This window comes from Sphingomonas yunnanensis (assembly GCF_019898765.1).
GTDB classification, from domain to species: domain Bacteria; phylum Pseudomonadota; class Alphaproteobacteria; order Sphingomonadales; family Sphingomonadaceae; genus Sphingomonas; species Sphingomonas yunnanensis.
In genome coordinates this window covers 134,837-147,835 of record NZ_JAIOKB010000008.1, presented here as the reverse complement: position 1 = coordinate 147,835, position 12,999 = coordinate 134,837, and the positions used below count along the sequence as shown (strand labels likewise).

The 12,999-nt window shown below is 71.5% G+C and carries 11 protein-coding genes; 6 read left to right on the top strand and 5 right to left on the bottom strand.

The features are described 5' to 3' along the window. Positions 1 to 74: 74 nt before the first annotated feature. The 5 genes from K7957_RS18080 to K7957_RS18060 form a co-directional block, all read right to left on the bottom strand. Positions 75 to 1,403, bottom strand: a complete 1,329-nt coding sequence (locus tag K7957_RS18080; RefSeq protein WP_223013919.1) for a HAMP domain-containing sensor histidine kinase — start codon at positions 1,401 to 1,403, stop codon at positions 75 to 77. A gap of 1 nt (position 1,404) precedes the next feature. After that, a complete protein-coding gene (locus K7957_RS18075; RefSeq protein WP_223013917.1) occupies positions 1,405 to 2,085 on the bottom strand; it encodes a response regulator transcription factor in 681 nt (226 codons plus the stop codon). A 283-nt stretch (positions 2,086 to 2,368) separates the two neighbouring features. Then, the gene (locus tag K7957_RS18070; protein ID WP_343228464.1) at positions 2,369 to 3,538 is read right to left on the bottom strand and encodes a glutathionylspermidine synthase family protein; all 1,170 of its coding nucleotides are present in this window, start codon (positions 3,536 to 3,538) and stop codon (positions 2,369 to 2,371) included. A gap of 14 nt (positions 3,539 to 3,552) precedes the next feature. After that, the gene (locus tag K7957_RS18065; protein WP_223013915.1) at positions 3,553 to 4,293 is read right to left on the bottom strand and encodes a PspA/IM30 family protein; all 741 of its coding nucleotides are present in this window, start codon (positions 4,291 to 4,293) and stop codon (positions 3,553 to 3,555) included. A 28-nt stretch (positions 4,294 to 4,321) separates the two neighbouring features. Beyond that, on the bottom strand, positions 4,322 to 4,750 hold the full coding sequence (locus K7957_RS18060) for a YjfI family protein (protein ID WP_223013913.1): 429 nt from the start codon (positions 4,748 to 4,750) through the stop codon (positions 4,322 to 4,324). Between the two features lie 87 nt (positions 4,751 to 4,837). Between K7957_RS18060 and K7957_RS18055 the strand changes: the two genes are divergently transcribed. The 6 genes from K7957_RS18055 to K7957_RS18030 all read left to right on the top strand — a co-directional run bounded on the left by K7957_RS18055 (position 4,838) and on the right by K7957_RS18030 (position 12,966). Continuing rightward, positions 4,838 to 5,479 carry a DUF2491 family protein gene (locus K7957_RS18055; RefSeq protein ID WP_223013911.1) on the top strand — a complete coding sequence of 214 codons (642 nt, stop codon included), beginning with the start codon at positions 4,838 to 4,840 and terminating at the stop codon, positions 5,477 to 5,479. Positions 5,480 to 5,644: 165 nt separating this feature from the next. Then, positions 5,645 to 6,061 carry a DUF350 domain-containing protein gene (locus tag K7957_RS18050; protein WP_343228463.1) on the top strand — a complete coding sequence of 139 codons (417 nt, stop codon included), beginning with the start codon at positions 5,645 to 5,647 and terminating at the stop codon, positions 6,059 to 6,061. Positions 6,062 to 6,068: 7 nt separating this feature from the next. After that, positions 6,069 to 6,713, top strand: a complete 645-nt coding sequence (locus K7957_RS18045; RefSeq protein WP_223013909.1) for a DUF1190 domain-containing protein — start codon at positions 6,069 to 6,071, stop codon at positions 6,711 to 6,713. A gap of 256 nt (positions 6,714 to 6,969) precedes the next feature. Continuing rightward, positions 6,970 to 8,277 (top strand): nicotinate phosphoribosyltransferase, encoded by a 1,308-nt coding sequence (gene pncB / locus K7957_RS18040; RefSeq protein WP_223013907.1) that lies wholly within the window; start codon positions 6,970 to 6,972, stop codon positions 8,275 to 8,277. A gap of 62 nt (positions 8,278 to 8,339) precedes the next feature. Further along, positions 8,340 to 9,119 carry a metallophosphoesterase family protein gene (locus K7957_RS18035; RefSeq protein ID WP_223013905.1) on the top strand — a complete coding sequence of 260 codons (780 nt, stop codon included), beginning with the start codon at positions 8,340 to 8,342 and terminating at the stop codon, positions 9,117 to 9,119. Between the two features lie 499 nt (positions 9,120 to 9,618). Further along, on the top strand, positions 9,619 to 12,966 hold the full coding sequence (locus K7957_RS18030) for a trifunctional glycoside hydrolase family 18/polysaccharide deacetylase/glycosyltransferase family 2 protein (RefSeq protein ID WP_223013902.1): 3,348 nt from the start codon (positions 9,619 to 9,621) through the stop codon (positions 12,964 to 12,966). The last annotated feature ends 33 nt before the right edge of the window (positions 12,967 to 12,999 follow it).

Genomic DNA, 12,999 nt, shown 5'->3' with positions numbered 1-12,999 from the left:
GGGTCGTCCCTAGAGCAGGGGCGATTGCGTGTCCCTGGTGCACCGCGGCCACACGGCCAGCGGCCCCCTGGCGCTCACGCTTCCATCCGCAGCGCCATCACCACCGCCAAGCCCGGTGCCGCGTCGGCGAGCGTGAGCGTCCCGCCGTGCAGCCGCGCCACGGCCTCGACCAGCGGCAGCCCCAGTCCGTGTCCCGGCCGGTGGCGGCTCGTCTCGAGCTGACCGAAGCGGCGCAGCGCCAGTGCACGCGCCGCGGCCGGGATGCCCGGGCCATCGTCGCGCACGCCCAGCACCGTCGTCGCGCCCTCGCGCTCCAGCGTCACCGTCACGCTCGTCCCCGCCGGCGTGTGGTACAAAGCGTTCTCGATCAGGTTGAGCAGCGCCTGGCTCAGCAGCTGCGGATCGCCGCGAACCATGAATGGCGTGAATGGTCCGCCGCTCAGCCGCTGACCGCGCTCGGTCGCCGCCGCCGCGAGCGTCTCGCACGCCTGCTCGGCCAGGCCGGCGAGGTCGATCGGGCGGAAGCCGGCGCGACGCTCGCCCGCGCTCACCTCGGCGATGCGCAGGATCGCGGCGAACAGGGCGAGCAGCTCGTCGCACGCCGCCAGCACTGCCTCCAGCTCCTCGCCGGACACGGTCGGCCGCTCCGCCAGTCGCGCCAGCCGCGCGCGCAGCCGGGCCAGCGGCGTGCGCAGGTCGTGTGCCACGTCGCTGCTGACGCCGCGCAGCTGCTCGACGAGCGCGGCGATGCGGTCGAGCGCGCGGTTGAACGCCACCGCCTGGTCGGCGAAGGCGCCGCCCCGCGCCGGCACGGGGACACGGCGGGTGAGATCGCCGTCGATGATCGCGGCGGCAGTGGCGCGCACCTCGCCGATGCGGCGTCGGACGATCCATCCGAAGCTGGCGGTGCCCGCGAGCACCACCGCGAGCAGCGTGCCGAAGCCGATCAGGTAGAGCCGGACGCGCGTCGCGCGATAGCCGTCGATCGGCTCGGTCTCCGCGATCGTGATGAGCCGCAGCCCACCCCCGGCGTCGCGTGATTGCGCGCGGCCGGCGCTCAGCCCGACGATGCCGTCGCGCCGCCGCAGCGTGGTGAAGCCGAGCGGCAGGGTTCGTTCCAGCACGACGTTGCCGCCGACCCGGCGCCCGCGTGCATCCTCCAGCTCGAAGCCGATGTCACCGGTGTCGCGGCGGCGCGAGAAGGCGTCGATCCGGCGCAGGATCGTGCGCGAGTCACCGGGTGCCACCGCGCTCAGCATCGCGTCTCCGACTTCGCCGATGCGTCGGTCGACGGCGCTCACCACCGCGGCGCGCGACGCGGCATAAGTGAGATACCCCGCGAGCACCGCCGCCGCCGCGAAGGCGGCGAGGAAGAAGAGGGTCAGCGCACGGAGCGACGACATGTCAGGCGCGCAGCATGTAGCCGACGCTGCGCTTGGTCACGATCGGGTCGACCTCGCCGGGCGCGCACAACTTTCGTCGCAGCGAGCGGACCTGGACGTCGACGATGTTGGTGCTGGGCTCGAAGTCATAGCTCCAGACGCGCTCGATCAGCATCGCGCGGGTCAGATAGCTGCCGGCGTGGCGCGCCAGCTCGGCGAGCAGGCCGAACTCGAGCTTGGCGAGATCGAGCGCGCGGCCGTTGCGCCAGGCGCGGTGCTGGCCGGGGCTGACGACGATATCGCCCGCGCGCAGCGTGTCGCCGTCGCCGCCCTGCTGCTGCCAGCCCCGCGCGCGCAGCAGCGCGCGGAGGCGCGCCTCGATCTCGCTCGCGGGCGTCGGCTTGACGACATAGTCGTCCGCGCCGGCCTCCAGACCGTCGACCTTCTCGACCGAACGACCCAGCGCGGAGAGCATCAGCACCGGCAGCGTCTGGCCGCGCTCGCGCGCGTGCCGCACTACCGCGGCGCCGTCCATCTGCGGCAGCATGCGATCCAGAATCACCGCGTCGTAGCGATCGCGCTCGAGCGCGAGCAGCGCGTCACGGCCGTTCTCGGCGACGGTCACCTCATGATCGAGCGCGGCGAGGTCCTCGCGCAGCGAGTCGGCATAGTCACGGTCATCCTCGACGATCAGCAGCTTCATCGCGTCCTCGTTGCTCCGCCCCTCTTTCTTAAGCGCTGGGGCGGCGAAACTCACGCGCGATCGGCCGAGCGGGTGGTGGGGACGCTCGGCTCCGTTACTTGCAGAGGCGGCCCCATCTTCTCTCCGTTCTTCCTGAACTCGTTTCAGGATCCACGGTCCCGCAAGCGCCTTCTGCTGTGGCTGTGCGACACGGTGGATCCTGAAACGAGTTCAGTGAGACGCTGTGGGAGAGGGGGGCGACGCCGCGGCACCCGCCCTCGCATGCGCACCGCGCTCGACCGCATCAGACGATGGCGTGAGGGACGTAGCGCGCGAGGTCGCGCGTGATCGGGCCGTCGTCCTCGCGCATCGACAGCGCCACGGGCTCATCGCCGACGATCCACGAACCCACCACCGCGTGCTCGCCGCCGAACACCGGCAACGGCTGATAGGCCTGGACGATATGGCCTTCCTCGCCATAGCCGCCCGCCTGCGGCGCGGCCGTGTCGCCGTCGTCGGCGCCGACCAGGGTGATGTCCCAGCCCTCGCGAGAGAACAAGGGCTTGCGCACGTGGCGCGGTCCGATCGCGGCGACGCCCTCGGCGTCGTCGGCGAAAGCGGCGGGGAGCAGATTGGGATGGCCGCGGTGGCGCTCCCATAGCAGGGGCAGGATCCCCTTGTTCGACAGCAACGCCTTCCACGCCGGCTCGAGGAACAGCGTCCTGGCCGTCGGCAGCTGCGCGGCATAGGGCTCGCGCAGCATGTCTTCCCATGGATAGAGCTTGAACAAGGCGCCGATCAGCAGCGACTCGTCGTCGACGAAGGCACCTTCGGCGTCGACGCCGATCCGGTCGATCGCGACGAACTGCGGGTCGAGCCCGGCCTGACGCGCGACCTCCTCGAGATAGCGCACCGTCTGCCGGTCCTCGATCGAATCCGACACGCTGCTGAAATGGACCAGGCTGCGCGGCGTAAACAGCGTGGCGAACCGCTCCAGCAAGGCGTCGTGAAGGCGGTTATACTGGTCGGCGTCAGAGGGCAGCGTGCCGTCGGCGACGCGATCCTCCAGCCATTGCCATTGGAACAGCGCGGTCTCGTACAGGCTGGTCGGCGTGTCGGCGTTATATTCGAGCAGCTTGGCCGGGCCGGTGCCGTCGTAGGCGAAGTCGAACCGGCCGTAGAGCGACGGTGCCTTCGCGCGCCAGGACGCCGCCACCATGTCGCGCATCTCGGCCGGGATGGCGAGCCGCTGCATCAGCGAGTCGCTCGCCACCACCTCCTCGACCAGGGCGAGACAGAGCTGGTGCAGCTCGCCCGAGGGCGCCTCGATCCGCTCCTCGATCTCGTCGAGCGAGAAACGGTAATAAGCACGCTCGTCCCAGTAACGCTGGCCGTCGAGATGGTGGAAGGTGAAGCCCATCGCGCGCGCGGTCTCCTCCCATCCGGGACGCTCGCCGCTGACGATCCGCTCCACCCGCCGCCGCCCGCTCAGTCGCGCGACGTGTCGCGGCTGCGGTCGTCGAGCCGCAGCGGCGCGCCGCCGTCCTTCGGCGCCGCGAGCCGCGCGAGGATGTCGTCCGCGCTGCTCGAGCCCGGCAGCAGGCCGGCGGCCTGGAGCTTGGCGTCGAGGTCGGCGCCGGTGCGCATGTCCTCCAGCTCGGCCGAGGCGCGGAATTTCTCCTCGCGCACCGCCTGGCGCTCCTTGAGCCGCTTGAGGCTGTCCGCCGCCGAGCCGAGCTGCGACGAGGCGCCGCTGGTGTTGGCCGCAATCGCCGCCTGCGCCTGCTGCACACTCTCGTTGGCGCGCACCACGTCGACCTCGCGGCGGAGCGACTCGATCTTGCCGTCGCCCGACTTGATGATGCCGCGCATCCGGTCCTCGGCGGTGCGCATCTCCTCCACCTGCGGGCGCTTGCCGCCGAGTTCCTGCTCGATCGTGGCGAGCCGCTGCGCCACCTCGCGCGCCAGGTCCATGTCGCCGCGCCCCATCGCCGCGCGCGCCGACGCCTCGTATTTTTCCTGCTGCGCGGCGAGCGCCTCGATGTCCTTCTCGATCAGGCGGCGCTTGGCGGTGAGCGTGGCAAGGTCGTCGCGTGCCTTGGCCTGCGCCGCGCCGGCGTCGCGGATCTGCTGGTCGAGGATCGTCAGCGCGCGCGCGTCGACCACCGACTGCCCCGCCTCGTGCGCGCTGCCGCGTACCAGAGTGACGAACTGCTTCCACATCGACATGACGTATCGGTCCTTGAGGAAATGAGGGTCAGGCGGCGGCGAAGGCGTCGCGCAGGTCGGCCGCGGCGTCCAGCGCGTTCTGCGCCAGCACGCGCAGCTCGATCAGGATCTCGCGCTCGCTCGACTCGATCGAGAGCTCGCCGATCAGCTCGTAATATTCGCGCCCATCCAGCTCGGTGATCGCGAAGTTGGACAGCGGCACCAGCTTCTGCGCCTTGAGCAGGAAGCGGTTGAACTTCTCCGCCTCATGCTGTTCGTCGACCGGCCACAGCAGGGTGGAGACGACGATCTGCTCGCCCGCGCAGCTGACGAACACCGCGAGGTCGCCGTGATCGTGCATCGTCACGCGCAGCACCGGTTCGGCCGACTCGATCCGCTCGACGCTCAGCTCCTCGCGGTGCGCCGCCAGCGCGTCCGCCAGCCGACCGATCGTCCATACCCGCGCCGTGTCGCTCACCGATCGCTGCTCCTGCCGTTGTCGCCTGTTGACACCCCTCGCATTAGCCCGCACCCGTGAGCAAGGAAAGGCGCGACGGGTGACGGCATGATCTTCGGCAGCCTGTTCGGCGGCGCGCGCGACGACGCGGCGCGACCCAGCGTGGCGGTGGTGCGCGACATCACGATCGGGCGGATGGTGCGGCTCGATCCGCTGGCGTGGCGGCGGCTGACGGGCGGCGTGTTCACGCTCGACCGCGACACGCTGGAGATCACCGCGCAGGGGCTGATCAAGCTTGACGACGGCGGCTATGTCCACCGCTTCTACACCGACGACGAGCTGATGCTGCAGGCGGTGAGCCAGCAGGCGGACGGCAGCGACGCCGACGATTTCACGCTGTTCCGCCCGTGGTCCTCCACCTACGCGAGCGGCGGCTGGGACGACGCCGCCTTCCGCGAGCGCATGACCAGGCCCGAGTGGGTCGAGGGCGGGCTGCCGCCGTTCCGCCGCTATTGGTACGAGGGCGACGACCGCGTCCAGCCGCCGGTGCAATTGTGGGAGGCGCTCTATTACGAGCGCGACGGCGCGCCGGTGAAGCACATCCGACAGCAATGCATGCTCTACGCGCGCGACCTCGCGCCCGAGGGGCAGGAGCTGCTGCTCGCGGTGGCGACCAGCCCCGAGGGCGGTGACACGACGCACGACCTGATGGTCGGGCTGCCGCTGTCGCCGGCGGAGTTCAGCGCGTGAGCGAGGTCGCGCTTAACCCTTTCCCGTCCGTCATGCCCGCTTCCCTTCCGTCATTCCCGCTTTCGCAGGGGTGACGTGGTTGGGACAGTGCGGGGCTAGTCGCCGGCACTTACTCAAGTCATTCCCTCAACCATCCGCCCCGCCACCGACCCGGGAGACGCCATCGTGACGCTCGACCTTCCCGCCTATATCGCCGGCGCGGGCCATTTCCTGCTCGCCTTCGGGCTGGCCTGCGTGCTGCTCGCGCTGTTCAAGGCGATCTACCAGAGATCGACGCCGTATGACGAGCGTGCGCTGGTGGCGCAGGGCAATGTCGCCGCCGCGCTCGCCTTCGGCGGCGCGATCATCGGCTTCGCGCTGCCGCTCGCCTCTGCGCTGAGCGAGACCAACGATCCGGTCGAGTTCGTCGCCTGGGCGGTGCTCGCGGGCGCGATCCAGGTGCTCGCCAGCCTGGTGGTGCGCCGCGTCGTGGTGCGCGACATGGCGCGGCGGCTCGAGGAGGGCAATGTCGCCAGCGGCGTCTATGCCGCGGCGACTTCGATCTCGGTCGGGCTGCTCAACGCCGCCAGCATGACCTATTGAGGTCGCCATGACCGACTCGACCGTTCCGCGCCGCCGCCTGCGCTCCGCCGCCGCGGGTCTCTCCGCCGCGAGCGCGCTGGCGATGCTCTCCGCCTGCGATCCGCAGCCGAGCGACGAGCAGGTCTCGCGCGAGCGCTACGGCGCGCCCACCGAGGTGGCCGCGTTCAACAATGTCGACGAGTGCAAGGCCAGCGGCGCCTTCGCGCAGGTGACGTGCGAGGAGGCCGCCCGCAACGCCGCCGCGGAGGACGGCAAGACCGCGCCGCGCTTCGCCGACCGCGACGTGTGCGAGGACCAGTTCGGCTCGGGCAACTGCCTCGTCCGCAACGAGGGCGGGCAGAGCTTCTTCGTGCCGCTGCTGACCGGCTTCATGATCGGGCGGCTGCTCAACGGGCCGGGCTATCATTATTCGGGCCTGTATCGCAGCGGACGCGACCAGCGTTACTACACGCCCTCCGGCGCGTGGCTGTCTGCCGGCGGCTATGGCGGGCGAGGCTACGGCTATCAGGTCGGATCGCGCGCGATCACCGCGCCGGTGACGACGCAGCGGATCCAGACGCGCAGCTCGGTGGTGTCGCGCGGCGGCTTCGGCGGGCGCGTCTCGGCGCGGTCGACCGGCGGCTGGGGTGGGGGACGCTCGTTCGGGGGCTGAGCGTAGCGGCGAGATGGTCCGCCGGCCGACGATCCGCACCACTCTTTCCTCACCGTCATCCCGCACTTGTCCCGGGATCCCGCCCTCCACAGACGCCGACGCCGCTGCTCTCGCGGAGAAGTGGATCCCGGATCAAGTCCGGGATGATGGTGAGTGGAGGACGCGTGGCATCGTCACACCGCCGACGCGGGTAACGGGCGGCTCCCATCCTCGCGGCCCCCTTCATCCCCGCGCGCACACCGCTTATGCCCCCGGCATGACCACCGTCACCGACATCGCCTCACGGACCTATAACCACAGCTTCCGGCTCGACCCGATCGTCCGCAGCCTGCTCGACACCGACTTCTACAAGCTGCTGATGCTGCAGATGATCCGCCGCCTCCACCCGGAGACGCGCGCGACCTTCGCGCTGATCAACCGCACCAAGACGGTGCGCCTCGCCGAGGTGATCGATGAGGCTGAGCTGCGCGCCCAGCTCGACCACGCGCGCACGGTGCGTTTCGCCAAGAAGGAGCTGATCTGGCTCACGGGCAACAGCTTCTACGGCGAGGCACGGATGTTCGCGCCCGACTTCCTCGCCTGGCTCGCCGACTTCCGCTTGCCCGAGTACGAGCTGCGCCGGGTCGACGGCCAGTATGAGCTGACCTTCGCGGGCAAGTGGTGCGAGACGACGATGTGGGAGATCCCCGCGCTCGCGATCATCAACGAGCTGCGCTCGCGCGCGGCGACGCGCGACCACGACCGGTTCGCGCTCGACGTGCTCTACGCGCGCGGCAAGGCCAAGCTGTGGGACAAGGTCGAGCGGCTGCGCGAGCTGCCCGACCTCGTCATCTCGGACTTCGGCACGCGCCGCCGCCACGGCTTCCTGTGGCAGCGCTGGTGTGTCGAGGCGCTCAAGGAGGGGCTGGGCGAGCGCTTCATCGGCACCTCCAACGTGCTGCTGGCGATGGACGCCGACCTCGAGGCGATCGGCACCAACGCGCACGAGCTGCCGATGGTGGAGGCGGCACTGTCGCGCGACGACGCCGACCTGGCGGGCGCACCCTATCGCGTGCTCGAGCAGTGGCGCCAGCATTATGGCGGCAACCTCCTGATCGCGTTGCCAGACGCGTTCGGCACCGCGGCGTTCCTGCGCGCCGCGCCCGACTGGGTGGCGGACTGGACCGGCTTTCGCCCCGACAGCGCGCCGCCGATTGAGGCCGGCGAGCAGATCATCCGCTGGTGGCAGCAGCACGACTTCGACCCACGCACCAAGCTGCTGATCTTCTCGGACGGGATGGACGTCGACTCGATCGAGCGCGTGTACCGCCACTTCCACGGCCGGGTGCGGCTGAGTTTCGGCTGGGGCACCAACCTCACCAACGACTTCCGCGGCTGTGATCCCGACGGCGCGGGCGGGCTCGAGCCGATCTCCTTGGTGTGCAAGGTGACCGAGGCGGACGGGCATCCAGCGGTGAAGCTGAGCGACAATCCCGCCAAGGCGACCGGCGCGCCGGCCGAGATCGAGCGCTACCTGCGCGTGTTCGGCGCGGACGGACGCATCGCGCAGCCGGTGCAGGTGTGAGGGTGACGCGGAACCGCGCGCGCGCGCTCGCGTCCTATGCCTCTGACGAACAAAGGCGACGCATGACCAAGCTGTTTCACGTGAGCGACGTCCATTTCGGCGCGGAGGACCCGGAGGCGGTGACCTGGTTCCGCGACCTCGTCGCCGCGGAGAAGCCCGACGCGGTGATCATGACCGGGGACCTGACGATGCGCGCCACGCCGAAGGAGTTCGAGGCCGGCGGCGCGTGGCTTCGCAGCCTCGGCGTGCCGGTGACGCTCGAGGTCGGCAACCATGATATCCCTTATTACTGGGATCCGATCCGCCGGCTGTTCTCACCCTACTCGCGCTATGCCGCGGTAGAGCGGATGATCGAGAAGCCGCTCGACGTGGCGGGGGTCACCGTCGTCCCGCTCAAGACCACCGCGCGCGCGCAGTGGCGCTGGAACTGGTCCAAGGGCCGGGTGAGCCGCGGCTCGCTGCGTCGCGCGCTGACGTTGGTGCGGGAGGCGCCCAAGGATCATCTCATCTTCGTCGCCGGCCACCATCCGCTGATCGAGGGCGGCACCAAGGGGACCGCGAGAACCAGGAACGGCGACGCCGCGCTGGAGGCGCTCGCCGACGCGGGGGTGCACGCGGTGCTGTCGGGGCACGTCCACGATCCGTTCGACGTGCCGTATGAGCGCGGCGGCTGGACGCTGCGGCTGATCGGTGCGGGCACGCTGTCCAAGCGCACGCGCGCGACGCCGCCGGCGTTCAACGAGATCCGCGTGTCAGAAGAGGGATTCGAGACGATCGTCCGCACGCTCTCGCCCCAGCCGAAGCGATCGATCAGCAGCACCGTCGCGGCGGGGCGGGGATAGCGGAAGCTGGTCTTCGCTGGGGTCGACCGCCTTCTGCCGTCCTCCCGGACGTGTTCCGGCGTCAACGGGTCTGAAGCCGCAAGGTTCTGTCGCGAAAGCGGCTAGCCCCATCCGTCATCCCGGGCTCGACCCGGGATCCGTCGCGCCGCGAGCGCCCCCGGCGTTGCTTTCGCGGCACCATGGATCCCGGCGCGACGCGGGATGACAATGGTGAGAGAGCAAGCCGCCTCTTGGATACGCACCGACAGATCCACGAGCGCGACGACCATGGTGCGGGCAAGCCGCTTCCGCGACCACAAACAGACGCGGTTCGTACCCGTGCGTCTCGGACCGCCTCCAGGATGACGGGCGATAGATCGCGATCGACGCCGAGCCCGATGCCGTGGCGCTGCCTCAAGCGTCGGCTCACCCATGACGGCCGATGCGCCTCCACGTTGCAACCCGTTGTTTACCCTGATTCGCTAGGCGCCGCCCCGACCTACCGGGAGCCACAGCGAGCGTGTCCATCTTCTACGATGCCAGCGGGCGACGCGGGCGCCGCGTCCGCGCGACCCTGGCGCTCGCGGCGCTGGTGCCGCTCGCCGCGCTCGCGCTGCTCGTCGCGCTGCTGGTGCAGCCGCTCGACCGCGTGGCGCCGCGCTTCGCCGACGCCGGCACGACGCCGCGCGCGCTGACCCTCGCTCCCGTCGCCGCCGCCACCGGCGCGTGGCTGCCCGCCGCGACCGGCGCGGTGCTGAAGCGCGAGACGATGGGCTTCTACATGCCGTGGGACGCGCCCTCGCGCGCCTCGCTCTCGGCGCATCTCGGCGCGCTCGACTGGCTCGTCCCCGGCGTCGCCACCGTCACCGGTGCGGACCACCGTCTCACCGTGGAGGCCGACGTTACGCTCGCGCCGTTGCTCGCACGGGCGAAGCGCCGGCCGCGCCTGTTGCCGATGGTCCAGAACGCGCGCGCCGACGGCCAGTGGGACGGCGCCGCCACCGCCGCACTGCTCGCCGACGCCCGCGCCCGCCGCGCCTTCGCCGCTCAACTGGAGGCGCTGGTCGCACAGCAGCGCGGCGCCGGCGTCATGCTCGATCTCGAGAGCCTGCCCGCCACGGCGCACCCCGACTATCTCCGCTTCCTCGCACAACTGCGCGCGCGCTTCGCGCCGCGCGGGTGGGCGGTGATGCTCGCCGCGCCGGTCGCCGACCCCGATTGGGACTTGGCCGCCTACGCGCGCGCCGCCGACCGCGTGGTGCTGATGGCCTATGACGAGCATTGGATGGGCGGCGCGGCGGGGCCGATCGCGTCGCAGCCGTGGTTCGCGCGCGTGGTCGCGCAGGCGGTGGCGCGCGCGGGCGCGGACAAGGCGATCGTCGCGATCGGCAGCTATGCCTATGACTGGAACGGTCGCAGCACCGAGCCGCGCTCGGTCGCCGACGCCTGGGCGATCGCGCGCCGCGCCGGCACCGCGCCGGTCTTCGATCCCGCGAGCGGCAACAGCCATTTCTCCTACCAGCTCGGCGCGGCCCAACACGACGTGTGGCTGCTCGACGCCGCCAGTGCGGCGAACCAGCTCGCCGCGGTGCGCCGCACCGGCGCCGCGGGCGTGGCGCTATGGCGGCTCGGCAGCGAGGATCCGGGCGTATGGCCGCTGCTCGCCGGCCGCGCGCTGCCCGCGCGGCAGACGCTGCCGGCGGAAGACACGGTTGCGGTCGAGGGCAAGGGCGAGCTGCTCCGCCTCGCCGCCGCGGCATCTCCGGGCGTGCGCGGCTTCGTCGCTCGCGACGGGCTGGTCCGCGACGAGCGCTGGGGGCGGCTGCCCGGACCCGACGTGGTCGAGCGCACCGGCGCGCGCCGCCGGCTGGTCGCGCTGACCTTCGACGACGGTCCTGACCCGCGCTGGACCCCGCGCCTGCTCGACGTGCTCCGCCGCGAGCGCGCGTCCGCGACCTTCTTCGTCACCGGGGCCAACGCGTTGGGGCAGGGGTCGCTGCTGCGCCGCATCGTCGCCGAGGGGAGCGAGCTGGGCAACCACTCCACCACGCACGCCGATCTCGGCCGCCGCTCGGAGGCCGACATCGCGCTCGAGCTTCGCGCCACCGAGCGGCTGGTCGAGGCCTATACCGGACGCGCGATGACGCTGTTCCGCCCGCCGTTCCTCGGCGACGCGGACCCGGACCGGCGCGACGAGCTCCACGCCAGCCGGGTCGCGGCGCGGCTCGGCTATCTCACCGTCGGCCTCAACGTCGATCCGCTCGACTGGGAGAAGCCCGACGCCGCCACGATCGCGCGCCGCGTCATCGCCGGCGTCGCGGCGGGGACCGCCGATCGGCCGGCGCAGATCGTGCTGCTGCACGACTCGGGTGGCGATCGCACCCAGACGCTCGCGGCGCTGCCCGCGATCATCCGCGGGCTGCGCGCGCGCGGCTATGAGCTGGTGCCCGTCTCGACGCTCGCCGGCCTGTCGCGCGAGGCGGTGATGCCGCGGCTCGCCAGCGACACGGGCGCGCGCGCCGCGGGCGCGCGCACGCTGTTCGACGGCGCGGCCTGGCTGCGCGACTCGCTCGGCTGGCTGTTCGCCGTCGCGATCGCTTTGGGCATCGCGCGCTCGCTATCGCTCACTGCGCTGGCGCTGCGGCGCCGTCGCGACGACGCGCCGATCGCGGCGCCGCATCGCGTGCCCGGCTTCGTCTCGGTGCTCATCCCCGCCTTCAACGAGGCGCGCGTGATCGAGTCGTCGGTGCGCCGCATCCTCGCCAGCGAGGGCGTGCGCGTCGAGGTGATCGTGATCGACGACGGCTCGAGCGACGGCACCTCCGACGTGGTCCGCGCCGCCTTCGCGATCGACCCGCGCGTGCGGCTGCTGACGCTGACCAACGGCGGCAAGGCGCGCGCGCTCAACACCGCGCTGGCGCAGGCGCGCGGCGACGTGGTGATCGCGCTCGACGCCGACACGCAGTTCGAACCCGACACGATCGCGAAGCTGACGCGCTGGTTCGCCGATCCGGCGATCGGCGCGGTGGCGGGTTGCGCCAAGGTCGGCAATCGCGTCAACCTGATCACGCGCTGGCAGGCGCTGGAATATGTCACCGCGCAGCAGCTCGAGCGCCGCGCGCTCGCCGTGCTGGGCGCGGTGACGGTGGTGCCGGGCGCGGTCGGGGCGTGGCGCCGAGTCGCGCTCGACGAGGTCGGCGGCTATCCCGAGGACACGCTGGCGGAGGACCAGGATCTCACCATCGCCGTGCAGCGCGCCGGCTGGCGCGTCGCCTGCGACAATGACGCGGTGGCCTGGACCGAGGCGCCCGAGACGGTGCGCGCTCTGTTCAAGCAGCGCTTCCGCTGGGCGTTCGGGACGCTCCAGTGCCTGTGGAAGCATCGCGCGCTGATCGGGCGCGGACGGCCGCGCGGGCTCGCGTGGATCGGCCTGCCGCAGGCGCTGCTGTTCCAGTTCGGCTTCACGCTGGTGGCGCCGCTGATCGACCTCGGGCTGATCGCCGGCGTCGGCGGCACGGTCTGGCGCGTCTATGACCGCGGCTGGGACGCGGCTGGTGGCGACGCCGCTACCGTCGCGGCCTTCTGGCTCGCCTTCACCGCGATCGATCTCGCCTGCGGCTGGATCGCGTTCCGGCTCGACCGCCGCGAGGCGCGCTTCCCCGCGCTGCGGCTGCTGCTGCAACGCTTCGGCTATCGCCAGATCCTCTACGCGGTGGTGCTGCGCGCCGCTTATGCCGCGCTGACCGGACCGAAGGTGGGCTGGGGCAAGCTGGAACGCACCGGCAGCGTCGACGCGGGTGTGGCGCCGGTGGAGACGCCGGTGGGTGTGGCGCCGGCGGAGGCTGCGGTGCTGCCGAAGGCGGCGTGAGGAGGAGAGACTAGATCCTCCCGGGCACGGAGG